Annotated in this window: 19 protein-coding genes and 2 pseudogenes; 19 read left to right on the forward strand and 2 right to left on the reverse strand. The window is 72.0% G+C overall.

From position 1 onward, the window contains the following. Positions 1 to 83 precede the first annotated feature (83 nt). Positions 84 to 701 carry a hypothetical protein gene (locus ACWV17_RS17445; protein ID WP_455360460.1) on the reverse strand — a complete coding sequence of 206 codons (618 nt, stop codon included), beginning with the start codon at positions 699 to 701 and terminating at the stop codon, positions 84 to 86. 39 nt (positions 702 to 740) lie between these two features. Here ACWV17_RS17445 and ACWV17_RS17450 point away from each other — a divergent pair, with 39 nt between their 5' ends. Then, the gene (locus tag ACWV17_RS17450; RefSeq protein WP_455360461.1) at positions 741 to 1,169 is read left to right on the forward strand and encodes a (2Fe-2S) ferredoxin domain-containing protein; all 429 of its coding nucleotides are present in this window, start codon (positions 741 to 743) and stop codon (positions 1,167 to 1,169) included. Between the two features lie 117 nt (positions 1,170 to 1,286). Further along, a complete protein-coding gene (locus tag ACWV17_RS17455) occupies positions 1,287 to 2,300 on the forward strand; it encodes an NADP-dependent oxidoreductase (RefSeq protein ID WP_455360462.1) in 1,014 nt (337 codons plus the stop codon). A gap of 45 nt (positions 2,301 to 2,345) precedes the next feature. Here ACWV17_RS17455 and fdhD read toward each other — a convergent pair whose 3' ends face one another. Continuing rightward, the gene (fdhD, locus tag ACWV17_RS17460) at positions 2,346 to 3,194 is read right to left on the reverse strand and encodes a formate dehydrogenase accessory sulfurtransferase FdhD (protein ID WP_455360501.1); all 849 of its coding nucleotides are present in this window, start codon (positions 3,192 to 3,194) and stop codon (positions 2,346 to 2,348) included. Positions 3,195 to 3,420: 226 nt separating this feature from the next. Here fdhD and ACWV17_RS17465 point away from each other — a divergent pair, with 226 nt between their 5' ends. The 17 genes and pseudogenes from ACWV17_RS17465 to ACWV17_RS17545 all read left to right on the forward strand — a co-directional run bounded on the left by ACWV17_RS17465 (position 3,421) and on the right by ACWV17_RS17545 (position 24,867). Next, positions 3,421 to 4,359 carry a beta-ketoacyl-ACP synthase III gene (locus ACWV17_RS17465; RefSeq protein ID WP_455351587.1) on the forward strand — a complete coding sequence of 313 codons (939 nt, stop codon included), beginning with the start codon at positions 3,421 to 3,423 and terminating at the stop codon, positions 4,357 to 4,359. A gap of 157 nt (positions 4,360 to 4,516) precedes the next feature. Then, entirely contained in the window at positions 4,517 to 5,698 is a 1,182-nt protein-coding gene (locus ACWV17_RS17470) for an ROK family protein (RefSeq protein WP_455351586.1), read from the forward strand. 119 nt (positions 5,699 to 5,817) lie between these two features. Further along, positions 5,818 to 7,371 (forward strand): sugar ABC transporter ATP-binding protein, encoded by a 1,554-nt coding sequence (locus ACWV17_RS17475; protein WP_455360463.1) that lies wholly within the window; start codon positions 5,818 to 5,820, stop codon positions 7,369 to 7,371. Further along, positions 7,368 to 8,429 carry an ABC transporter permease gene (locus ACWV17_RS17480; RefSeq protein ID WP_455360464.1) on the forward strand — a complete coding sequence of 354 codons (1,062 nt, stop codon included), beginning with the start codon at positions 7,368 to 7,370 and terminating at the stop codon, positions 8,427 to 8,429. Before ACWV17_RS17475 ends, ACWV17_RS17480 begins: the two co-directional genes overlap by 4 nt. 70 nt (positions 8,430 to 8,499) lie before the next feature. Continuing rightward, positions 8,500 to 9,549 carry a substrate-binding domain-containing protein gene (locus ACWV17_RS17485; RefSeq protein WP_455360465.1) on the forward strand — a complete coding sequence of 350 codons (1,050 nt, stop codon included), beginning with the start codon at positions 8,500 to 8,502 and terminating at the stop codon, positions 9,547 to 9,549. 85 nt (positions 9,550 to 9,634) lie between these two features. Beyond that, positions 9,635 to 10,909, forward strand: a complete 1,275-nt coding sequence (locus ACWV17_RS17490) for a Gfo/Idh/MocA family protein (RefSeq protein WP_455360466.1) — start codon at positions 9,635 to 9,637, stop codon at positions 10,907 to 10,909. A 21-nt stretch (positions 10,910 to 10,930) separates the two neighbouring features. Beyond that, a complete protein-coding gene (locus ACWV17_RS17495; protein ID WP_455360467.1) occupies positions 10,931 to 11,935 on the forward strand; it encodes a sugar phosphate isomerase/epimerase family protein in 1,005 nt (334 codons plus the stop codon). Positions 11,936 to 12,191: 256 nt separating this feature from the next. Further along, positions 12,192 to 15,896, forward strand: a complete 3,705-nt coding sequence (locus ACWV17_RS17500) for a ThuA domain-containing protein (RefSeq protein WP_455360468.1) — start codon at positions 12,192 to 12,194, stop codon at positions 15,894 to 15,896. Positions 15,897 to 16,035: 139 nt separating this feature from the next. Next, positions 16,036 to 17,142 (forward strand): inositol-3-phosphate synthase, encoded by a 1,107-nt coding sequence (locus ACWV17_RS17505; RefSeq protein WP_455360469.1) that lies wholly within the window; start codon positions 16,036 to 16,038, stop codon positions 17,140 to 17,142. Positions 17,143 to 17,177: 35 nt separating this feature from the next. Continuing rightward, on the forward strand, positions 17,178 to 18,509 hold the full coding sequence (locus ACWV17_RS17510) for a UbiA family prenyltransferase (protein ID WP_455360470.1): 1,332 nt from the start codon (positions 17,178 to 17,180) through the stop codon (positions 18,507 to 18,509). Beyond that, positions 18,506 to 19,375 (forward strand): sugar phosphate isomerase/epimerase family protein, encoded by an 870-nt coding sequence (locus tag ACWV17_RS17515; protein WP_455360471.1) that lies wholly within the window; start codon positions 18,506 to 18,508, stop codon positions 19,373 to 19,375. The genes ACWV17_RS17510 and ACWV17_RS17515 overlap by 4 nt, the downstream gene beginning before the upstream one ends. Beyond that, entirely contained in the window at positions 19,369 to 19,971 is a 603-nt protein-coding gene (locus tag ACWV17_RS17520) for an EboA domain-containing protein (protein ID WP_455360472.1), read from the forward strand. The genes ACWV17_RS17515 and ACWV17_RS17520 overlap by 7 nt, the downstream gene beginning before the upstream one ends. Continuing rightward, complete coding sequence (locus ACWV17_RS17525) at positions 19,971 to 20,840, forward strand: TatD family hydrolase (RefSeq protein ID WP_455360473.1); 870 nt, start codon at positions 19,971 to 19,973, stop codon at positions 20,838 to 20,840. Before ACWV17_RS17520 ends, ACWV17_RS17525 begins: the two co-directional genes overlap by 1 nt. A gap of 3 nt (positions 20,841 to 20,843) precedes the next feature. Further along, positions 20,844 to 21,446: pseudogene (locus ACWV17_RS17530) on the forward strand (metabolite traffic protein EboE); the annotation flags it as partial. A gap of 216 nt (positions 21,447 to 21,662) precedes the next feature. Next, a pseudogene (locus ACWV17_RS17535) lies at positions 21,663 to 22,223 on the forward strand (metabolite traffic protein EboE); the annotation flags it as partial. Further along, positions 22,220 to 23,647 carry an alkaline phosphatase family protein gene (locus ACWV17_RS17540; protein WP_455360474.1) on the forward strand — a complete coding sequence of 476 codons (1,428 nt, stop codon included), beginning with the start codon at positions 22,220 to 22,222 and terminating at the stop codon, positions 23,645 to 23,647. The pseudogene ACWV17_RS17535 and the gene ACWV17_RS17540, both read left to right, overlap by 4 nt. A gap of 47 nt (positions 23,648 to 23,694) precedes the next feature. Further along, entirely contained in the window at positions 23,695 to 24,867 is a 1,173-nt protein-coding gene (locus ACWV17_RS17545; RefSeq protein WP_455360475.1) for a sugar phosphate isomerase/epimerase family protein, read from the forward strand. Positions 24,868 to 24,877 lie beyond the last annotated feature (10 nt).

The following is a 24,877-nucleotide window of genomic DNA, read 5'->3' on the forward strand; positions in this document are numbered from 1 at the left end:
GGGCCTGGAAAAGAGCGGAGACGGAGCGAAGCGCAGTGCACCAGACGCCGCGTCCTATCCGGCCCTGATCCGCCGGACAGGCCCTAACCCCGCCGCGGCGACGCCAGCAGATACCGCGTCCCGGACCGGCGGTCCAGGTGGTCGGAGGTCTGCCAGCCTGCCGCCTCCAGCGTGGCCGCGGACTCCGCCAGCCGGGGGCCGTCCACCCGGACCGCCTCGGGCTGGGCGGTGCCGGCCACCCGGTAGCCCGTGCCGATGCCGGCCTCCAGGGCGAGGGCGGCGGCCTGTACCAGGTGGCCGCGCTCCCAGGCGCACGGCCGGTCGACGGCGTGCTCGGGGTTCGTCAGGCGGCGGATCTCCAGCAGGCCCGCCCAGGCGCTCCGCACCTCCCGCGCCCGCACCGGGTCCTCGGCCTCCACCGATGCGGTGTCGGTCCTTGCGGCGAACGCCCCGGACGCCCGCGGCGCCGGCGAATGGACGGCCAGGGCGCCCAGCTGCTGCCGGAGCCGCTGTCCCGCCGGGGTCAGGAAGTGCCGGTGCGGCGGCCGCGGGTGACGCAACGCCAGCCCGCGCGCGACCAGTGCCGCCAGCACCGGCGCCGAGCCCTGCAGCAGACCGGTGTCCGGGTCGGCCCGGCTCAGCACCCTGCGCTGCTCGGCGGTCGGCTCCCCGGTCACGTCCCCAGTCGCATCCCCAGTCACGCTTCCGACCGTACCCGCACCCCCTGACAAGATCGGGGCGTGACGAACACCTCCATACGGCCCTTCCGGCAACGCCCCTGCACCCTCGTGGTGTGCCGCGGCTGCTGCTGCGGCGACCCCCGCAAACACCCCGGTACCGACCACGCGGGCCAGTTGGCCCGGATGCGGGCCGCCGCGGCCGCCTCGGGCGGGCGGTTCGCCGTCCGTACGAGCGACTGCCTCGGCCCGTGCGGACAGGCCAACGTCGTCGTGGTGCAGCCCTCGTCGGCCGGCCGCCAGCAGGGCGGCAGGGCCGTCTGGGTCGGCTGGGCACTCGACGACGACAGTACGGACGACATCCTGGCCTGGGCCGCGGCCGGCGGCCCGGGCGAGTCCGAACCACCGCTCACGCTGACCCTCCAGGTGATCCCCGCCCCGGCCGAAGCGCGTCGCCGCGGCGCCCGGCGGGACCGTGGCGCCCGGCAGTGAGCGGTCCGTGAGTGGTCCGTAACGCACGCCGGGCGTTGTCGGCGGGGGGTGGGGACGGCTAGATTCGTACCCCACGCCATACCGACCAGTCGGTCACCGCCGTCGAGGAGCAGCCCCATGAGCCGCATCAACCACCAAGTCCGTCTGGCCGCACGTCCGGTCGGGCTGCCCCGGCCCGCCGACTGGGAGCGGACCGAGGAGCCGGTCGGTGAGCCGGGCGACGGCGAGCTCCTGGTGCAGGTGCTGCAGATCTCGCTCGACCCGGCGATGCGCGGCTGGATGAACGAGGGCAAGTCGTACATACCGCCGGTCAAGCTCGGCGAAGTGATGCGCGCGGGCGCGGTCGGCCGGGTCCTGGCGTCCCGGCACCCAGGCTTCGCCGAGGGCGACTACGTGTCGGGCTCGTTCGGCGTCCAGGAGTACTGCGTGTCCGACGGGCGCGGGGTCACCACCATCGATCCCGCCCTCGCCCCGCTGCCCGTCTACCTCGGCACCCTCGGGATGACCGGCATGACGGCGTACTTCGGCCTGCTCGACATCGGCCGCCCCGAGGCCGGCCAGACGGTCGTGGTGTCCGGCGCGGCCGGTGCCGTGGGCAGTGTGGTGGGCCAGATCGCCAAGCTGAAGGGCTGCCGGGTCATCGGTATCGCCGGCGGCGAGCGCAAGTGCCGCATGCTGGTGGAGGAGTTCGGCTTCGACGCCGCCATCGACTACCGGTCCGACGACGTGAAGAAGTCGCTGCGCGAGCTGGCGCCCGACGGTGTGGACGTCTACTTCGACAACGTCGGCGGCGACATCCTCGACGCCGTGCTGACCCGGCTGGCACGCGGGGCCCGCATCGTCATCTGCGGCGCGATCTCGCAGTACAACAGCACGGAGCCGGTCAAGGGCCCGGCCAACTACCTGTCCCTCCTGGTGAACCGCGCGAGCATGACCGGCATGGTGGTCTTCGACTACGCCGACCGGTATGGCCAGGCCGTGACCGAACTGGCCGGGTGGCTGGCGGAAGGCAGGCTGCGGTCACTGGAGGACGTCGTGGACGGCGGCGTCGACGCCTTCCACGACACCCTGCTGAAGCTGTTCAGCGGAGAGAACCACGGCAAGCTCGTGCTGCGCGTCGCGAGCGAGTGAGCCGAAGGGGCACACGAGGCCCCGGAGGCGAACAGAACCCCCGGATCAGCCCTGCGCGGCCGCGGCCGTCAGCGCGACGCGGTGCTCACCCGCGTACACGTTCATGGACGCGCCGCGCAGGAACCCGACCAGCGTGAGACCGGTCTCGACGGCGAGATCGACGGCGAGGGACGAGGGGGCGGAGACGGCGGCCAGCACCGGTATGCCTGCCATCACCGCCTTCTGGGCGAGCTCGAAGGAAGCCCGTCCGGAGACCAGCAGCACCGACTGCGACAGCGGCAGCCGGGAGTCCTGCAGCGCCCGGCCGACCAGCTTGTCGACGGCGTTGTGCCGGCCGACGTCCTCCCGTACGTCCAGCAGCTCGCCGTCCGGGGAGAACAGCGCCGCCGCATGCAGCCCCCCGGTCCGCTCGAACACCCGCTGTGCCGCCCGCAGCCGGTCCGGTAGAGCGGCGAGCAGCGACGGCTCCAGGCGGACCGGAGGTGTGTCGTCGATCGGGAAGCGGGCAGAGGTGCGTACGGCGTCCAGGCTCGCCTTGCCGCACAGACCGCACGACGAGGTCGTGTAGACGTTCCGCTCCAGCGTGATGTCCGGGACCGGCACGCCCGGGGCGAGCTTCACGTCCACCACGTTGTACGTGTTCAGGCCCTCCGCCGTGGCCCCCGCGCAGTACACGATGGACTGCAGCTCCTCCGCCGCGCCGAGCACGCCCTCGCTCACCAGGAATCCGGCGGCGAGGGCGAAGTCGTCGCCCGGTGTGCGCATCGTGATGGCGAGCGGCTTGCCGTTCAGCCGGATCTCCAGCGGCTCCTCGGCGACGAGCGTGTCGGGGCGGGTGGAGACGGCCCCGTCCCGGATGCGGATGACGCGGCGGCGCTCGGTGACCCGTCCCATGGTGATCAGCCCCAGTCGTTTCGATTCACCGGCCATTCTCCTGCACGCGGTACCTGGGGAGGACACGCATGTGGATAACGTGTTTGCAGCTGATCACGGAGGGTTGCCGACCTTGGGGAAGTGCCAAAGTCCGGGGTCCGAATCCTGTCGGATCACCTGCCGTCGTACCGGGGGGTAGCAACCAAGACTGGGTGGTTCCTGACTTCCGTACGAGGGGGATCCGTATATGACCGGCTCACGCGTGGTCGCGCTCGGGCACTACCAGCCCGCCAAGGTGCTCACGAACGACGACCTGGCGGCTCTGGTCGACACCAGCGACGAGTGGATCCGCAGCCGCGTGGGCATCCGGACCCGGCACGTGGCGGGCCCGGACGAACCGGTCGACGAGCTGGCCGCGCACGCCGGCGCCAAGGCGCTGGCCGCCGCCGGCATCACTCCCGGTGACATCGACCTCGTACTGGTCGCCACCTCCACCGCGATCGACCGCTCCCCGAACATGGCCGCCCGGGTCGCCGCCCGGCTCGGGATGGGCTCACCCGCGGCGATGGACCTCAACGTCGTGTGCTCGGGCTTCACCCACGCCCTGGCCACCGCCGACCACGCCGTACGGGCCGGATCGGCCACCCGGGCGCTGGTGATCGGCGCGGACAAGATGGCCGAGATCGCCGACTGGTCGGATCGCACCACCTGCGTGCTCGTCGGCGACGGCGCCGGCGCGGCGGTCGTCGAGGCGAGCGAGGAGCCGGGCATCGGCCCGGTGCTCTGGGGCTCGGTGCCCGAGATGGGCCACGCCGTACGCATCGAGGGCACGCCGCCGCGCTTCGCGCAGGAGGGGCAGTCCGTGTACCGGTGGGCGACCACCCAGCTGCCGCCGATCGCCCGGAAGGTGTGCGAGCGGGCCGGGGTGGCGCCCGAGGAGCTCGCCGCGGTCGTCCTGCACCAGGCCAACCTGCGGATCATCGAGCCGGTCGCCCAGAAGATCGGCGCGGTCAACGCCGTGATCGCCCGTGACGTGGTCGACTCCGGCAACACCTCGGCCGGCTCCATCCCGATGGCGCTGTCCAAGCTGATCGAGCGTGGCGAGGTCGAGTCGGGTGCGCCGGTGCTGCTCTTCGGCTTCGGCGGCAACCTCTCGTACGCGGGCCAGGTGATCCGCTGCCCCTGACGGGCGGCTGGGCCGAAGGCCGGTCTTTGTCCTGGCGGTGGAGAAAGTCGTAGCGAATCCGTGCGCAACTTCTTCCCACCCCGGCAAAGCGCTGCTACGTTCCCCTCGAAAGCCCGACAGAGAAGCCGATCGAGGCGGGAGGGGCGGCGTGAGGCGCATGACGGCTCGACCCGCGAACGCGCACCAGGCGCGACTGCTCCGCCTGCTGCGTGACGGCGGTCCGAACTCCCGGGCGCAGCTCGGGGATCAGGTCGACCTCTCCCGCTCCAAGCTCGCTGTCGAAGTCGACCGGCTGCTGGAAACCGGTCTGGTCGTCGCCGACGGTCTCGCCGCCTCGCGCGGCGGCCGCCGCTCGCACAACATCCGGCTCGCGCCCGCCCTCCGCTTCCTCGGGGTGGACATCGGAGCCACCTCGGTCGATGTCGCCGTCACCAACGCGGAGTTGGAGGTACTCGGCCACCTCAACCACCCGATGGACGTCCGGGAGGGACCGGTCGCCGTCTTCGAGCAGGTGCTCGCGATGGCGGCCAAACTCAGGGCCTCGGGACTCGCGGAGGGGTTCGACGGCGCCGGTATCGGCGTCCCGGGCCCGGTCCGCTTCCCCGAGGGCGTCCCGGTCGCGCCGCCGATCATGCCGGGCTGGGACGGGTTCCCCGTACGGGAGGCCCTCAGCCAGGAGCTGGGCTGCCCGGTCATGGTCGACAACGACGTGAACCTGATGGCGATGGGAGAACAGCACGCGGGTGTCGCCCGCTCCGTGAACGACTTCCTCTGCGTCAAGATCGGTACGGGTATCGGCTGCGGCATCGTCGTCGGCGGCGAGGTCTACCGCGGTACGACGGGCAGCGCCGGCGACATCGGCCACATCCAGGTCGATCCGGCCGGCCGGGCCTGCGCCTGCGGCAACAAGGGCTGCCTGGAAGCCCACTTCAGCGGCGCCGCGCTCGCCCGCGACGCCGAGGACGCGGCGCGCTCGGGCCACTCGCCCGAACTCGCCGCCCGGCTGGAGGCGGCGGGCAGGCTCACCGCCGCCGACGTCGCCGGCGCGGCCGCCGCGGGCGACGCGACCTCGCTGGAACTCATCCGCGAGGGCGGCAACCGCGTCGGCCAGGTCATCGCCGGACTCGTCAGCTTCTTCAACCCCGGCCTGGTGGTGATCGGCGGTGGGGTGACCGGCCTCGGACACAATCTGCTGGCCAGCGTCCGCACCCAGGTCTACCGCAGGTCGCTGCCGCTTGCGACTGGCAATCTCCCCATCGTCCTGGGCGAGTTGGGCCCGGCCGCCGGGGTGATCGGCGCCGCCCGGCTCATCAGCGACCACCTGTTCTCGCCGGCCTGACCGGCGTACGTACGTACAGCACGCACCCCCGCGCACGCACCCATATCAGCACCGCATACACCGCACCCACACCTGGTCCGCCCTGCTCACCGGCCGCACCCGCCGAGGGGAAATCCGTCATGGCCCCAGAACCACCCGCACCGGAACCACCCGCACCGGTACCACCCCTGCTCACCATGTCCGGCATCACCAAGTCATTCCCCGGCGTCCGCGCCCTCGACGGCGTCGACCTGGAAGTGCTGCCGGGCGAAGTCCACTGCCTCCTCGGCCAGAACGGGGCCGGCAAGTCCACCCTCATCAAGGTGCTTGCCGGCGTCCACCAGCCCGACGGCGGGCAGATCGCCTGGAACGGCGAGCCGGTCGCCCTCAGGACCCCGATCGCCGCCATGCGCCTCGGTATCGCCACCATCTACCAGGAACTCGACCTGGTGGAAGGCCTTTCGGTCGCGGAGAACGTCTTCCTCGGCCATGAGCCGACTTCCGTCGGCTTCGTCGTCCGCGGCCGGGAGGCCAGGACGGCAACGGCCGCCCTGCTCAGGCGCCTTGGCCATCCGGAGATCGATCCGGGACACGCCGTCGGCTCGCTCTCCGCCGCCCAGCAGCAGATCGTCTCCATGGCGCGGGCGCTGTCCCACGACGTCCGGCTGATCGTGATGGACGAGCCGTCCGCCGCCCTCGACCCCGACGAGGTCGCCAACCTGTTCCGGATTGTCGGCGCACTGACCGACGACGGAGTCGCCGTCGTCTACATCTCCCACCGGCTGGAGGAGATCCGCCGCATCGGCGACCGGGTGACCGTGCTGAAGGACGGCCGCGCCGTGGCCGGCGGCCTGTCCGCCCCGGACACACCCACGCACGACATCGTTGCCATGATGACCGGCCGCAAGGTCGAGTACGTCTTCCCCCAGCGGCCCGTACGGCAGCCGGACCGACGGGACCGCCCGGTGCTCAAGGTCGAAGGACTCGCCCGCGAAGGCGAGTTCGCGCCGGTCTACCTCGAAGTCCACCCCGGCGAGATCGTCGGCCTCGCCGGACTTGTCGGCTCCGGGCGCTCGGAGATCCTGGAAACGATCTACGGGGCGCGCAAACCCAGCCACGGCCGGGTCATCGTGGACGGCCGCCCCCTGCGCACCGGCAGCGTCCGGGCCGCCGTCCGCGCCGGACTGGGCCTCGCTCCCGAGGAGCGCAAGGCCCAGGGGCTGCTGATGCTCGAATCCGTCACCCGCAACGTCTCGGTCTCCGCCCTCTCCCGCTTCTCGTACGGGGGCTGGCTCGACCGTACGAAGGAGCGCGCCGCGGCCCGGGCCGCCACCCGGGAACTCTCGCTGCGCCCCGACAACCCCGACGCCCGCATCCGCACCCTCTCCGGCGGCAACCAGCAGAAAGCCGTCCTCGCGCGCTGGCTGCTGCGCGGCTGCCGGGTCCTGCTGCTCGACGAACCGACCCGGGGGGTGGATGTCGGCGCGCGGGCCGAGTTGTACGCCGTCATCCGCCGGCTGGCCGACGACGGCCTCGCCGTCCTCCTCGTCTCCAGCGAGGTCCCGGAAGTCCTGGGCCTCGCCGACCGGGTGCTGGTGCTCCGCGAGGGGCGGGTCGTGCACACGGCGCCCGCGCGCGGGCTCGACGAGCACCGCGTACTCGACCTTGTGATGGAAGGGAGCCCGACCTCATGACCCCTCCCGGGGCACAGCCCGCCTCGCCCGCACAGCAGGACGGACGGACGGTCGAGGAGAAGGAGAAGAGGCCGTCCGACGGTGGCGCCGGCCGCGCGCCCTGGCGCGAACTGGGGGCCAGGCTCGATGTCCGCAACCTGTCCCTGCTCGGCGTCCTGGCCGTCCTGATCGCGGTCGGCGGGATCACCAAGCCCGACGCGTTCCTGGACTCCGGCAACCTCCAACTCGTCCTGACCCAGGCCTCGGTCATCGGTGTCGTCACCGTCGGCATGACGTTCGTCATCACCAGCGGCGGCATCGACCTCTCCGTCGGCGCGATCGTCGCGCTCGCCTCCGTATGGGCGACGACGGTCGCCACCCAGGAGTACGGCTTCGCGGGCATCCTGTTCACCGCCGTGGTGGTGGGCCTGGCCTGCGGGCTCGTGAACGGACTCCTCATCGCGTACGGCGGGATGGTGCCCTTCATCGCGACGCTGGCGATGCTCGCCGCGGCCCGCGGACTGGCCCTGCAGATCACCGACGGCAAGACGCAGATCGTCACCGTGCAGTCGGTGCTCGACCTCGGCGTCCCCGACGCGTACGTCCTCGGCGTCCCGCCGCTGGTACTCGTCTTCGCGGCCGTCACCGCGGTCGGCTGGCTGCTGCTGAACCGGACGACGTTCGGCCGGCGCACCGTCGCCGTCGGCGGCAACGCCGAGGCGGCCCGGCTCGCGGGTATCGACGTCCGGCGGCAGCGCCTCTACCTCTACCTGCTGTCCGGGCTGTGCTGCGGCATCGCGGCCTTCCTGCTGATCGTGCTGGCCGGTTCGGGCCAGAACACCAACGGCAACCTGTACGAACTCGACGCCATCGCCGCCGCGATCATCGGCGGCACGCTGCTCAGCGGCGGCCGGGGCACCATCGTCGGCTCGGTGCTCGGCGTCCTGGTCTTCACCACGATCACCAACATCTTCGCTCTCAACAACCTGGAGAGCGCGGTCCAGCAGATCGCCAAGGGCGCGATCATCGTCGCCGCGGTCCTCGTCCAGCGCAGCACCCTGCGCAACGGCGAATCCTGACCCCCAAGTCCCTCCCAAGTCCCTCCCACGTTCCCCCCTCGCACCGCCCCACGAGAAGGGTTCATCCGCCATGCCGGAAATCCCACGCACCAGCCGCAGAGGACTGCTGTTCGGCGGCGCCGCCGTCTCCGCCGGCGCTCTGCTCACCGCCTGCACCAGCAACGAGCCGAAGAAGAGCGCCGGCCCGGCGGCCAACAGCGGACCGGCCGCCGACGACAAGCCGGGCAAGCCCGTCACCATCGGATTCGCGGGCCCCCAGGCCGACCACGGCTGGCTCAACGCGATCAACGAGAACGCCAAGTCGCGTGCCGCGAAGTACTCCGAGGTGAAGCTGGAGATCACCGAGGGCTCCAACGACACCGCCGCCCAGATCGGCCAGGTCCAGACCCTGATCAACAAGAAGGTCGACGTGCTGGTGATCCTGCCGGCCGACGGCAAGGCGCTCACCCAGGTCGGCCTCCAGGCGATGAGGGCCGGCATCCCCGTCATCAACCTGGACCGGATCTTCGCCTCCCCGCAGGCCTACCGCTGCTGGATCGGCGGCGACAACTACGGCATGGGCCTCAACGCCGGCCGCTACATCGGCGAGCAGCTTAAGGACAAGCCGGGCGCCACGGTGATCGAACTGGCCGGCATGGACAACCTGGAGCTGACCAAGCAGCGCACCCAGGGCTTCGACGACGCGCTGAAGAACTACCCCAACATCAAGAAGGTGGCCCGCCAGGCCGCCGAGTTCACCGTCGAGTCGGGTCAGGCCAAGATGGCCCAACTGCTCCAGGCGCAGAAGCAGTTCGACGCGCTGTGGAACCACGACGACGACCAGGGCGTGGGCGCGCTGCGCGCCATCCAGCAGGCCGGCCGGGACGACTTCCTGATGGTCGGCGGCGCCGGGGCCAAGTCCGCGATGGACGCCATCAAGGCGGACAACTCCGTCCTCAAGGCGACCGTGCTCTACCCGCCGACCATGGCCGCCTCCGCCATCGACCTGGCCCGCGCCCTCGGCCAGGGCAAGGGGGTCGGCGGGATGTCCGAGCTGGAGATCCCGGCCTCGATCACCCTCTACTCGGCCGTGGTGACCAAGGACAACGTGGACGAGTACCTGCCCACCGGCTTCAGCTGACCGTTTTGGGCCGCGCGCCCGCACGCCCCCACCGAGCAAGCGACGAGGAGGACCCCGGATGGCCCGGACGGATCAGACGGATCACATGGATCGGACGGAGGAAAAGCAGGGGACGGACCCTGCGGCGCCACAGCAAGCCCTCGGCGTCGGGATGGTCGGGTACGCGTTCATGGGCGCCGCCCACTCCCAGGGCTGGCGCACCGCCGGCCGGGTCTTCGACCTGCCACAGCGGCCGGTCCTCGCGGCCGTCTGCGGCCGCGACCGTACGGCGGTGAGAGCCGCCGCCGACAAGCACGGCTGGGCCGCCGCCGAGACCGACTGGCGGGACCTCATCGCCCGCGACGACGTGCAGATCGTCGACATCTGCACCCCGGGGGACAGCCATGCGGAGATCGCGATCGCGGCGCTGGAGGCGGGCAAGCACGTGCTGTGCGAGAAGCCGCTGGCCAACACGGTCGAGGAGGCCGAGGCGATGGCCGAGGCCGCCGCCCGGGCCCGGCGGCACGGCCAGGTGGCGATGGTGGGCTTCAACTACCGCAGGGTGCCCGCCCTCGCGTACGCCCGCCGGCTGGTCGCCGAGGGCAGGCTCGGCGCGCTGCGGCACGTACGGGTCACGTATCTGCAGGACTGGCTGGTGGACCCGGAGTTCCCGCTGGCCTGGCGGCTGCAGCGGGAGCATGCCGGATCCGGCGCGCTCGGCGACCTGGGCGCGCACATCATCGACCTCGCGCAGTACCTGGCGGGGGAGCCGTTGGCGGGGGTGTCCGCGCTCACCGAGACGTTCGTACGGGAGCGGCCGCTGCCCGCCGGGGCCGTCACCGGGCTCTCGGGGGGCGGCGGTACCGGGGGCGGCGGTACCGGGGCCGGCGGTATCGGGGGCGGCGGTACCGGGGCCGGCGGTATCGGGCGCGGCCCGGTGACCGTGGACGACGCGGCGCTGTTCACCGGGCGGCTCGTCTCCGGGGCGCTGGCCTCCTTCGAGGCGACCCGGATGGCGTCGGGGCGGAAGAACGCGCTGCGGCTCGAACTCAACGGCGAGCACGGCTCGCTGGCGTTCGACCTGGAGCGGCTGAACGAGCTGAGCTTCCACGACCACACCGAGCCCGCCGCGTCGGCCGGCTTCCGCCGGATCCTGGTCACCGAGCCGGACCATCCGTATCTGGAGGCCTGGTGGCCGCCCGGGCACGCGCTCGGCTACGAGCACACCTTCGTCCACCAGGCGCGCGATCTGGTGGCGGCCGTCGCGGCCGGCACCGAACCCGCGCCGTCGTTCGCCGACGGTCTCCAGGTGCAGCGGGTCCTCGCGGCGGTGGAGGAGAGCGCCGCGAAGAACGCCGCCTACACCCTCGTCCCTTCCTGAGCCCTGTTCTAGGAGGCCCGTGTGCCCCGTCCCTTCACGCTCTTCACCGGCCAGTGGGCCGACCTTCCGCTGGAGGAGGTCTGCCGGCTCGCCCGCGACTTCGGTTACGACGGCCTCGAACTCGCCTGCTGGGGCGATCACTTCGAGGTCGACAAGGCGCTGCACGACCCGGGCTATCTGGACGCGCGCCGGCAGCTGCTCGACAAGTACGGGCTGAAGTGCTGGGCGATCTCCAACCACCTGGTGGGCCAGGCCGTCTGCGATTCCCCCATCGACGAACGCCACCAGGGCATCCTGCCCGCCAGGATCTGGGGCGACGGCGAGCCCGAGGGGGTCCGGCAGCGGGCAGCGGCGGAGATCAAGGACACCGCCCGAGCGGCCGCCGCCTTCGGCGTCGAGACCGTCATCGGCTTCACCGGCTCCTCCATCTGGCATCTCGTCGCGATGTTCCCGCCCGTACCGCCCCGCATGATCGAGCGGGGCTACGAGGACTTCGCCGAGCGGTGGAACCCGATCCTGGACGTCTTCGACGCGGAGGGTGTGCGCTTCGCCCACGAGGTCCACCCGAGCGAGATCGCGTACGACTACTGGACCACCCACCGGGCGCTGGAGGCCGTCGGCCACCGGCCGGCCTTCGGGCTGAACTTCGACCCGAGCCATTTCGTCTGGCAGGACCTCGATCCGGTCGGCTTCCTGTGGGACTTCCGCGACCGGATCTACCACGTGGACTGCAAGGAGGCCCGCAAGCGGCTCGACGGCCGCAACGGCCGGCTCGGCTCGCACCTGCCCTGGGGTGATCCGCGGCGTGGCTGGGACTTCGTCTCGGCCGGTCACGGTGACGTCCCGTGGGAGGACGTCTTCCGGATGCTCCGCTCGATCGGTTACGCGGGGCCCGTCTCGGTGGAGTGGGAGGACGCCGGAATGGACCGGCTGACCGGTGCTCCGGAAGCGCTCTCTGTGCTCAGGAGGTACGACTTCGATCCGCCGGCGGCGTCCTTCGATGCCGCGTTCGGAGCCGGCGACTGACGAGAAGTACCAGCTCAACGCCCGGCGGCGGCCTCGCCGCCGGGTGGCTCCGACCTGCCCCGACCCGACTTTGTCCTGGTGCGGGAGAAAGTTCAACTTCTCTGCTGCACAAGGGCTTTCCGCTCAGGACGAACCCGGCTACCGTCCTTGAGGTGCTCAGGACATAAGTGGCCTCCGGCGTGACGGCGCGCGCCGGTGCCCACCGCACCCGCCCGTAGCAACCGCTCGTACAACCGGCTTCAACCGGAGGACTTACGTGCACAGGAAAAGGCTCAGAACCCGGAAGGCACTCGCACTCCTCACCGGCAGCCTCCTCGCCGCCACCTCGCTCACTCTCTCCGCCCCGTCCGTGACCGCCGCCGAGATCCCCGAACCGTCCGCCGCGGCCGCGGCCGAGGACTTCCAGCAGGTCACCCTCGCCAAGGGCGAGCCGGAGGTCGGCGAGCCGATGAGCCTCGCCGTACTGCCCGACCGCAATGTGCTGCACACCTCGCGCGACGGCGAACTGCGGATCACCGACAGCGCCGGGACCACCCGCCTGGCCGGCAAGATCCCCGTCTACTCGCACGACGAGGAAGGCCTGCAAGGCGTCGGGGTGGACCCGAAGTTCAGCGAGAACCGCTTCATCTACCTCTACTACGCACCGCCCATGGACACCCCGGCGGGCGACGCCCCCAACGAGGGCACAGCCGCGGACTTCGCCAAGTACGAGGGCGTGAACCGGCTCTCCCGCTTCGTCCTCAGGGCCGACGGCACCCTCGACAACGCCAGCGAGAAGAAGGTCCTCGACGTCCCCGCCACCCGCGGCATCTGCTGCCACGTCGGCGGTGACATCGACTTCGACGCGCAGGGCAACCTCTACCTCTCCACCGGCGACGACTCCAACCCGTTCGCCTCCGACGGCTACACACCGATCGACGAGCGCCCGAACCGCAACCCGGCCTACGACGCCCGCCGCACCTCCGGCAACACCAACGACCTGCGCGGCAAGATCCTGCGGATCAAGGTCAACGCCGACGCGTCGTACTCGGTCCCGGACGGCAACCTCTTCGCCCCCGGCACCGCCAAGACCCGCCCCGAGATCTACGCGATGGGCTTCCGCAACCCCTTCCGGTTCAGCGTCGACAAGCCCACCGGAATCGTCTACGTCGGCGACTACGGGCCCGACGCGGGCGCGGCCGACCCCAAGCGCGGACCGGCTGGAAAGGTCGAGTTCGCCCGGGTCACCAAGCCGGGCAACTACGGCTGGCCGTTCTGCACCGGCAAGAACGAGCCGTACGTCGACTACGACTTCGCCACCAAGACCTCCGGCGCGGCCTTCGACTGTGCGGCGCCGAAGAACGACTCGCCGCACAACACCGGCCTGGTCGACCTGCCGCCCGCGCAGGAGGCCTGGATCCCGTACGACGGAGGATCCGTGCCCGAGTTCGGCAGCGGCTCCGAGTCCCCGATGGGCGGGCCCGTCTACCGGTACGACCCGAACCTGAACTCGCCGGTGAAGTTCCCCGAGGCGTACGACGGCGACTACTTCGCCGGTGAGTTCGGCCGGCGCTGGATCAAGCGCGTCGAGCACGGCGCGGACGGCGCCGTCCAGTCCATCAACCCCTTCCCCTGGACGGGAACCCAGGTGATGGACATGGCCTTCGGACCCGACGGCGCGCTGTACGTCCTCGACTACGGCACCGCCTGGTTCGGCGGCAACGAGAACTCCGCCCTCTACCGCATCGAGAACGCCACCGACGGGCACTCCCCGGTGGCCGAGGCCAAGGCCGACAAGACCTCCGGCCAGGCACCGCTGCGGGTGAAGTTCTCCTCGGCCGGCACCTCGGACTCCGACGGCGACGCCCTGACGTACTCCTGGACGTTCGGTGACGGCGGAACCTCCACGGCCGCCAACCCCACGTACATGTACCGGAAGAACGGCACCTACACCGCGACCGTCACCGCCAAGGACCCCTCCGGGCGCACCGGCTCGGCCAGTGTCCAGGTCGTCGTCGGCAACACGGCGCCCAAGGTAACCCTGGAACTCCCGGGTGACGGGCAGCTGTTCACCTTCGGCGACGAGATCCCGTTCAAGGTGACCGTGTCCGACCCGGAGGACGGGACCATCGACTGCGCCAAGGTCAAGGTCACCCACATCCTCGGCCACGACAGCCACGGCCACCCGGTCACCTCCGCCAACGGCTGCACCGGCACCCTGAAGACCACCGCCGACGGCGAACACGATCCCAACGCGAACATCTTCGGGGTCTTCGACGCCGAGTACACCGACCGGGGCGCCGGCGGCCAGGCCCCGCTGACCACCCACGACCAGAACGTCGTCCAGCCCAAGCACCGCCAGGCCGAGCACTACAACGCGGCGAACGGCGTCAGTATCGTCAACAAGACCCCTGCCCACGGCGGCAAGACCGTCGGCGACATCCACAACGGCGACTGGATCGCCTTCAAGCCCTACCGGATCGGCGACGCGACCTCCCTCACCGCACGGATCTCCTCGGGCGGCGCCGGCGGCACCCTTGAGGTCCGGGCCGGCACACCGGGCGGCAGGCTGCTGGGCTCCACCGCCGTCCCCGTGACCGGCAGCTGGGAGACGTTCCAGGACGTCACCGCGAGCCTGAAGCGGCCGCCGGCCGGGACGACCACCGTGTACCTCGTCTTCAAGGGCGGCGCCGGAGCCCTCTACGACGTGGACGACTTCACCTTCTCCACCGCCAAGACCGACGGCAAGCCGAAGAAGCGGGTCCTGGTCTTCTCCAAGACCGCCGGATTCCGCCACGACTCCATCCCGGCCGGGGTCGCCGCCCTGAAGGAACTCGGCGCGCAGCGCGGCCTCACCGTCGACGCGACCGAGGAGGCGGGTCAGTTCACCGCCGAGAACCTCGCGCGCTACGACGCCGTGGTGTTCCTCTCCACGACGGGCGATGTGCTGAACACCGGCCAGCAGACGGCCTTCGAGAAGTACGTCGCCGACGGAGGCGGCTACATGGGCGTCCACGCCGCCGCCGACACCGAGTACGACTGGAAGTTCTACGGTGGCCTCGTCGGCGCGTACTTCGCCTCCCACCCGCACATCCAGCCCGCCACCGTCCGCGTCGAGGACCACGACCACCCCGCCACCGCGCACCTGGACACCACCTGGCAGCGCACTGACGAGTGGTACGACTACCGCACCAACCCGCGCGGCCAGGCCCGCGTACTGGCCACCCTCGACGAGACCAGTTACACCGGCGGCACGATGAAGGGTGACCATCCGATCGCCTGGTGCCAGCCGTATGAGGGCGGCCGCTCGTTCTACACCGGCGGCGGCCACACCAAGGAGTCCTACGCCGAGCCGGCCTTCCGGCAGCACCTGCTGGGCGGACTGCTGTACGCGACGGGTATCGCCAAGGCCGACTGCAAGCCGTCCACCGGTTACCGCTCGCTCTTCAACGGCGAGACGCTGAACGGCTGGAAGCAGGCCGGACCGGGCTCGTTCGCGATCAAGGACGGAACGCTGAACTCGACCGGCGGCATGGGCCTGCTCTGGTACCAGGCCAAGGAGTTCCAGTCGTACTCCCTCAAGCTCGACTGGAAGATGGCCGGGGACGACAACTCCGGGATCTTCGTGGGCTTCCCGGCCTCCGACGACCCCTGGTCGGCCGTCAACAAGGGGTACGAGATCCAGATCGACGCGAGCGACGCACCGGAGAAGACCACCGGCTCGGTGTACGGCTTCAAGGCGGCCGACATCGCCGCGCGTGACGCCGCGCTCAACCCTCCGGGTGAGTGGAACACGTATGAGATCCGGGTCGAGGGAGAGCGCCTGCGCGTCTTCCTCAACGGGGTGAAGATCAACGACTTCACCAACACCGATCCCGTGCGCAGCCTGGCCCAGGGGCACTTCGGCATCCAGAACCACGGTGCCTCCGACCAGGTGGCCTTCCGCAACATCCAGGTCAAGGAGCTGCCGGCCAAGCAGTAGCCCACGATCGGCGGCGGGCGGGGCACGCCGGACCCCGCCCGCCGTCTCTTCCACCTCTTCCACCCACCCGGTACCCGCAGGGAGGCAGCCCGTGACCACCCCATCCGCTCCCACTCCGTGCGAGCCGTCCGAGCCACGCATGGGAAGGACAGGTGTCTGGTTCGTCGGAGCGCGCGGCTCGGTCGCGACCACGGCGGTCGCGGGCTGCGCCGCGGTGACCGCGGGACTCCACCCGGCGACGGGCATGGTCACGGAAACCCCGCCGTTCGCGGGCGCGGGCCTGCCGCCGCTGGAGTCCCTCGTCTTCGGCGGACACGACACGGCCGGCTGCCCGCTGCCGAAGCGGGCGGAGGCGCTGGAGGCCGGGGGAGTCCTGCCGCACGGTCTCGCCTCGGCGGTACGGAGTGAACTGGCCGCGGCCGACGCGGAGATACGCCCCGGCGGCCCGCTGCCGGGGGACACCCGCACGGACGAGGACCTCATCGCGGCGTTCGCGGCGGACCTGACGGCCTTCGCTCGTCATCACAGCCTGACCCGCACGGTGGTGGTCAACGTGGCCTCGACGGAACCGGCGCCCTCGCCGGACGACCCGCGCCTGCCGGCCAGCTCCCTGTACGCGGCGGCCGCGCTGCGGGCGGGCTGTCCGTACGTCAACTTCACCCCTTCGACCGGGCTGCACACCGCGGCCCTGCGCGACGCCGTCGCGGCCTGCGCGCTTCCGCACGCGGGGCGCGACGGCAAGACGGGCCAGACGCTGCTGCGCTCGGTGCTGGCCCCGATGTTCGTGCAACGCGCCCTGTCCGTGCGGGCCTGGTCGGGTACGAATCTGCTGGGCGGCGGGGACGGGGCGGCGCTGGCCGACCCGGCTGCCGCGGCAGCCAAGAACGCGGGCAAGAACCGCGTCCTGTCCGACACGCTCGCCTTCACCCCCGAGGGCGACGTCCACATCGACGACGTCCCCGCCCTCGGAGACTGGAAGACGGCCTGGGACCACATCGCCTTCGACGGCTTCCTCGGCTCCCGGATGGTTCTCCAGACGATCTGGCAGGGCTGCGACTCGGCCCTGGCGGCCCCGCTGGTCCTGGACCTGGCCCGGCTGCTGGCCCGCGCGCATGCAGCGGGCCTGCGGGGCCCGCGCCCGGAACTGGGCTTCTACTTCAAGGACCCGGACGGCGGCCCGTCGGCCCTGTCCGACCAGTACACGGCCCTGCTGTCCTTCGCGGACCGGCTGCGGGAGGCGAGGTGACGGGCCGCGGTCGTGGGGCCGGGGCCGGACGGGGGTTGGCCTGGGCGGAACTCCTTCGCGTATCCGCGCTCTTCACGGTCCCGGGCGACGCACTGGCGGGCGCGGCTGCCGTGGGCCTGCGCCCCAACCGCGGCACGGCGCTGGCCGTCGGCGCGTCGCTCTGCCTGTACATGTCCGGCATGGCGCTGAACGACTGGGCCGACCGGGAGGAGGACGCGCGCGACCGCCCGCACCGCCCGATCCCGTCCGGCCGCATCTCCCCGCCGGCGGCCCTGACGGCGGCGGCCGGCCTCACCCTGGCAGGCCTGACCCTGTCCGCCCACGCCGGCCGCCGTTCCCTGGCGGTGGCGACGGCCCTGGCGGCAACGGTCTGGTCGTACGACCTGCACCTGAAACACACCCCGGCAGGCCCGCTCGCCATGGCAACAGCCCGATCCCTGGACCTACTCCTGGGCGCAACAGCAACAGCAACAGCAACGGGCGCACAGGACGCCCCGGCCGCAGGCTCGGTGCGGGGCGCCGGGGCGCCGGTGGCCGGGCAGCGCACCGGGACGCTCCCGCGCCGACGAGTTGCGGCACGAGCCCGGCCGCGAAGCGGCCCGGCCCCCGCCGGAGGCCTGCTGCCCGCTGCCGCGCTCCGCGCCGCACCTGACCGGCCCCGCAGCGGCTCGGCTCCCGCTGACTTCGCGGCGCGAAGCAGCCGCGCCGGGGGCTCGGGGGTACTTCGTACCCCAGGGGTCATGGGCGGGTGGGTGGGGAAGCCCTGGCCCGCGGGGGCGGCGCTGCCGTGGGCCGGCGCCGGCGCGGTGCCGAGCGGCCGTCCTGGGGGGCCGGGGGTACGCAGTACCACCGGAACCCAGGGCGGGTGGGTGGGGATGAACCGTCCCACCGGCGGCCCGGTTTCCGCCGCCGGCGGGTCGGGGCTGGCCCCCGGGATGGGAGCCTCCGCGTGGGGCGCAGCCGCCCTTCTGGGGGCGCACACCCTCGCCGTCACCTCCGTCTCGCGCCACGAGGCGCACGGCGGCTCGACCGCCGTACCGCTCGGCGCGCTCGCCGCGACCCTCGCGCTCGGAGCGCTGACAAGCCGCGAGCGCGTGGCGCCCGGCCCGGGAACGGGCCCGGCACCCCGGCTCCTGGCCACCGGCCTCGCCGCCGTCTACGCCGCCACCGCCGGCAAGCCGCTGCTGCACGCCGCGCTCAACCCCTCCCCACCCCTCACCCAGCGCGCCGTCGGCGGCGGGATCCGCGCCATGATCCCGCTCCAGGCCGCCCTCGCGGCCCGCGCCGGTTCCCTCCGTACCGGCGCCGCACTCATCGCGCTCGCCCCCCTCGCCCGCAAGCTCGCACGGAAGGTGAGCCCCACATGAGCCCCCACCCGACTCTCCGCTTCGGATACGGCACCAACGGGCTCACCGATCTCCGGCTCGACGACGCCCTCGCCCTGCTCGCCGACCTCGGCTACGACGGCGTCGGGCTGACGCTCGACCACATGCACCTGGACCCCCTCGCCCCCGAACTCCCCGCCCGCACCCACCGCGTGGCCGGCCGGCTCCAGGAACTCGGGCTGAGCGTCACCGTCGAGACCGGCGCCCGGTACGTACTCGACCCCCGGCGCAAACACGGCCCGTCCCTGCTCGACCCGGATCCCGACGGCCGCGCCGCCCGCACCCGGCTCCTGACCACCGCCGTACGGATCGCCGCCGACCTCGGCGCCCACGCCGTGCACTGCTTCAGCGGCATCACCCCGCCCGGCACCGATCCCGACACCGCCTGGAAGCGGCTCCACGAGTCCCTCCAGCCCGTGCTCGACGCCGCCGCGGACCGCGCGATACCGCTCGCCATCGAGCCCGAGCCCGGCCATCTCCTCGCCACCCTTGCCGACTTCCACCACCTCCGCCGTCTCCTCGGCGACCCCGGACCCGACGGGCCCCTCGGGCTCACCCTCGACATCGGCCACTGCCAGTGCCTGGAGCCCGCCCCGCCCGCCGACTGCGTACGCGACGCGGCGCCCTGGCTGCGGCACGTCCAGATCGAGGACATGCGGCGTGGCGTGCACGAGCACCTCCCCTTCGGCGACGGGGAGATCGACTTCCCACCCGTACTGGACGCCCTGCGCGCCACCGGCTACCAGGGCCTGACCGTCGTCGAACTGCCCCGCCACTCGCACGCGGGCCCGGACCTGGCGGAGCGTTCCCTGCGGTTCCTGCGCGAGGCGGGAGGGTTCCCGTGCTGACCGACCTGCACTCCGCCCTTGACAAACGACTCGGCCAAGCGGCCCGCGCCTGGCTGGCCGGCGCCCTGGCCGAGGCCGACGCGGGGCTGCCCGGCTGGGAACTCCGCTTCGCCGAAGCCGGCCGGCAGTGCGGCGCCGACCACGCCGCCGCCGACGACGCCCGCGTCCTCCTGCTGCGCACCGCCGCGGCGGACGGCACCACCACTGCCCGCCTCTACCGGCACGGCACCGCGGCCGAGCGGCGCGCGGTGCTGCGAGCGCTCCCGTACCTGACGCGGCTCACGCCGGCCGACGGCGTGCCCCTGGTCGAGGACGCCCTGCGTACCAACGACACGCGGCTCGTCACCGCCGCCGTCGGCCCGTACGCCGCCGCCCACCTCGCCCCGCACGCCTGGCGGCACGCGATCCTCAAGTGCCTGTTCACCGGCGTGCCGCTGGACGCCGTCGCGGGCCTCGCCGCCCGTGCACGCGGCGACGCCGAGCTGGCCCGCATGCTCACCGACTACGCGAGCGAACGCACCGCCGCCGGCCGTGACGTCCCCGCCGACCTCCACCGCGCCCACGCCCTCGCCCTCGCCCGCACGCAGGAGTCCTGATGCGCATCTTCGACCCGCACATCCATATGACCTCCCGCACCACCGACGACTACGAGGCGATGTACGCCGCCGGAGTGAGGGCCCTCGTCGAGCCCGCCTTCTGGCTCGGCCAGCCCCGGACCTCGCCCGACAGCTTCTACGACTACTTCGACGCCCTCCTCGGCTGGGAACCCTTCCGCGCCGCCCAGTACGGCATAGCCCACCACTGCACCCTCGCGCTCAACCCCAAGGAGGCGAACGACCCCCGCTGCGCGCCCGTCCTGACCGAACTGCCCCCGTATCTCGTCAAGGACAACGTCGTCGCCGTCGGCGAGATCGGCTACGACTCGATGACCCCGGCGGAGGACGCCGCCCTCGCCACCCAGCTCCAGCTCGCCGCGTCCCACGGCCTGCCCGCACTCGTCCACACCCCGCACCGCGACAAACTCGCCGGGCTGCGCCGCACCATCGACGTCGTACGGGAGTCGGACCTGCCGCCGGACCGGGTCCTGCTCGACCACCTCAACGAGACGACGGTGAAGGAGGCCGCCGACAGCGGATCGTGGCTCGGCTTCTCCGTCTACCCGGACACCAAGATGGACGAGGACCGCATGGTGGCCGTCCTCAAGGACCACGGCACGCACCGGGTGCTGGTCAACTCGGCCGCGGACTGGGGCAAGAGCGACCCGCTGAAGACCCGCAAGGTCGGTGACGCGATGCTCGCGGCCGGCTTCTCGGACGACGACGTCGACCAGGTGCTGTGGCGCAATCCGGTCGCCTTCTACGGCCTCAGCGGGCGGCTCCGGCTCGACCTCGCGGACCGCCCGTCCGCCTCCACCTCCACCCACGAGGGCAACTCGATCCTCCGGGGCACCCCCGGGGAGGCGTGAGCCATGCGCTTCCGGCACCCCGACGGCTCCACGGTCCACCTCGCGTACTGCACCAACGTCCACCCCGCCGAAACCCTCGACGGCGTACTCGCGCAGCTGCGCGACCACTGCGAGCCGGTGCGCAAACGGCTCGGCCGCGACCGCCTCGGCATCGGGCTGTGGCTGGCGAAGGACGCCGCAGAGGCGCTGGACACCGATCCGGCGGCGCTGCGCGGCCTGCGCGCGGAGCTCGACCGGCGCGGTCTGGAGGTGGTCACCCTCAACGGCTTTCCGTACGACGGCTTCGGCGCGGAGGAGGTCAAGTACCGGGTCTACAAGCCGGACTGGACCGACCCGGAGCGCCTCGCCCACACCACGAGACTGGCCCGGCTGCTGGCCGGCCTGCTGCCCGACGACGTCACCGAGGGCACCATCTCCACCCTGCCGCTCGCCTGGCGCACGCCGTTCGACACGGCGGCGGCCCAGACCGCGCACCAGGCCCTGGCCACCCTCGCGGAACGGCTCGACGCCCTGGAGGAACTGACCGGCAAATCGGTCCGCATCGGCCTGGAACCGGAACCGGGCTGCACAATCGAAACAACAGCGGAAGCGATAACCCCCCTCACCCGCCTGGCGACCGAGACCGCACCGAGCGACACCGGCACGTCCGCCCGAACGGCGAGCCCCCACACCGCCGCCCGCGCGACGGACGACGGCATCGCCCACGACGGCTCGGACGGCGTCCGCGCGGCGGCTGACCGCCGCACGGGCGACGGCACGGCGGGCGTCGGCTCGCAGGGCGTCCGCACGGCGAGCGTCCGCGCCGCGGGCACCCGCACCGCCGGAGGCAACCGCATAGGTGTATGCCTCGACACCTGCCACCTCGCCACCTCCTTCGAGGACCCCGCCACCGCGCTCGACGGGCTCGCCGCCGCCCGCGTCACCGTCACCAAGGCCCAGCTGTCCGCCGCCCTGCACGCGGAACACCCCCACCTCCCCGAGGTACGCGACGCGCTCGCCGCCTTCGCTGAGCCCCGCTTCCTGCACCAGACCCGCACCCGCACCGCCGCCGGACTACGCGGCACCGACGACCTCCCCGAGGCCCTCGCCGGCGGCGCCCTGCCCGAGGGTGCCCCCTGGCGCTCGCACTTCCACGTCCCGCTGCACGCCCCGCCCGCCCCGCCGCTCACCTCCACCCTCCCCGTACTCCACGACGCCCTGGCCCGCCTCGTCGGTGGCCCGGCGCCCCTCACCCACCACCTCGAGGTCGAGACGTACACCTGGCAGGCGCTCCCGGCCGAGCTGCGCCCCCGTAACCGCTCCCAGCTCGCCGACGGCATCGCCGCCGAACTCACCCTCGTCCGCGACCTGCTGACCGACCTCGGCCTCAAGGAACTCCCATGACTCCCACGACTCCCACGAGAGACGTCCAAGGTCAGACACCCGCCACCCCGACCCCCACCCCCCTCCTCGTCCTGGACGTCGTCGGTCTCACCCCCCAGCTGCTCGACCACATGCCCCGCCTCACAGCCCTCGCCGCGCACGGCTCACAGGCCCCCCTCACCACCGTCCTGCCCGCCGTGACCTGCGCCGCGCAGTCCACCTTCCTCACCGGTACCACCCCCGCGGAGCACGGCATCGTCGGCAACGGCTGGTACTTCCGCGACCTCGGCGAAGTCCTGCTCTGGCGGCAGCACAACGGACTGGTCGAGGGCGACAAGATCTGGGACGCCGCCCGCCGCGCCCACCCCGGCTACACGGTCGCCAACATCTGCTGGTGGTACGCGATGGGCGCGGACACCGACATCACCGTCACCCCACGCCCCGTCTACTACGCCGACGGACGCAAGGAACCCGACTGCTACACCCGCCCGCCGGCACTCCACGACGAACTCACCGACAAGTTCGGCACGTTCCCGCTGTTCCACTTCTGGGGACCCGGCGCCGACCTCGTGTCGAGCCGCTGGATCGTGGACGCGACCCGCCACATCCTCGCCACCCGCCATCCCGACCTGACCCTCTGCTACCTCCCGCATCTCGACTACGACCTCCAGCGCTACGGCCCCGACGACCCCCGCTCCCACCGGGCGGCGGCCGACCTGGACGCCGTGATCGCTCCCCTCCTGGACGACGCGGAAGCCGAGGGCCGTACCGTCGTCGCCCTCTCCGAGTACGGCATCACCCGCGTCTCCCGCCCCGTCGACATCAACCGCGCACTGCGCCGGGCCGGACTCCTGGAGGTACACACCCAGGACGGCATGGAGTACCTCGATCCCATGGCCTCCCGGGCGTTCGCCGTCGCCGACCACCAGCTCGCGCACGTGTACGTACGCCGCCCCGAGGATCTCGACGCCACCCGCGACGCACTCCACGACCTCGCGGGCATCGAGAGCCTCCTCGACGACGAGGGCAAGAAGGAACACGGCCTCGACCACCCCCGCTCCGGAGAGCTGGTCGCCCTCGCCGAGCCGGACGCCTGGTTCACGTACTACTACTGGCTCGACGACGCCCGCGCCCCCGACTTCGCCCAGCTCGTCGAGATCCACCGCAAGCCCGGCTACGACCCCGTCGAGCTGTTCCTGGACCCCCTCGACCCGTACGTACGCGTCAAGGCGGCCACGGCGCTCGCCCGCAAGAAGCTCGGCATGCGCTACCGCATGGCCGTGGTGCCCCTGGATCCCTCACCTGTTCGCGGCAGCCACGGCCGCCTCCCCGAGCGTGACGAAGACGGTCCGCTCATCCTGTGCTCCACCCCCCACGCCCTAACCGGCCGCGTCGCGGCCACCGAGGTGAAATCCCTGCTGCTTCGTCTGGCCGGCCTTGGCTGAGGCAGCAGACCGCCCGCATCCGCGCACCCACCTGAAAAGAGATCATCGTGACCGCGTTCAACGACGAATCCGTCACCGACGAGAGCCTGCGCCGCACACTCGGCGTCAGCCGCCGCAGCTTTCTGAGCACCTGCACCGCCGCCGCGTCCGTGGCGATCGCCGCCCCGGTCCTCGGCGCCTCACCTGCCCTGGCCCAGGACGGCAGGGACGAGAGGGACGACAGGGACGACAGAGGCCGCGGCCCCGTCCTCGTTCCGTCGCGCAGGCGCGGGATCATCCTCTACACCGTCCGCGACGCGACGGGCCGCGACCCGCTCTCCACCACTCTGCCCTCCGGCTTCCGCGACGTCTTCAGGGAGCTCTCGCGCTACGGCTACCGGCAGGTGGAGTTCGCCGGATACCGCCAGCACGCCAACGCGCCCGGTGGCGCGAACCTGGAGAGCGTGGAGGGCGCCAAGCTCCTGCGCTCCTGGCTGGACGACTACGGGCTGCGGGCGCAGGGCAACCACGGCTTCATTCCGTCGTCCTGGCCACTGAGCACGCCCGACCTCGACACCTTCAAGCGCCACCTCGAGATCGCCAACATCCTCGGCATGGACCACATGGGCACCGGCGGCGACCCCACCGGCAGCTCCTACCGGTCCGACTGGGACGTGGCTGCCGACAAGTGGAACGCGCTCGGCGCGATCGCCCGCCGCGAGGGTGTCAAGCTGTACACCCACAACCACGACACGGCCTACGGCTTCCTGCTCGACGGGGGGCCGCTCGACGCTCAGGGCCGCCCGACCCGCAGCTCCGGCATCCGCAAGCTGGAGTACTTCCTCAAGAAGACCGACCCGCGGAGTGTCTGGCTGGAGATGGACATCTTCTGGGCACACGTGGCCCGGTACAAGTTCCACACGTACACCGCTCACGACGGCTCGCAGCGCGAGACGGTCTTCGACCCTGCCGGCCTCGTCGCCGGCCACAATTCCCGCTATCCGCTGTTCCACGCCAAGGACGGCAGGGTCAACACGCAGAGCGGCAACGGCTACGACATGGTGCCGTTCGGCACGGGCGACATCGACTACCGGACGTTCTTCTCGCGCGTGGGCGCCAAGAACTACCACAACCCGATGGTCGAGCAGGACAACGCGCCCAGCTCCACCGTCCCCGGCCAGTCTCTCGACTACGCCCGGACCGGCTACGACAACCTCGCCGCCCTGCGCGCCCGCCGCTGACCGGTGGGAA

The sequence above is a fragment of the Streptomyces mabaensis genome, assembly GCF_053763515.1.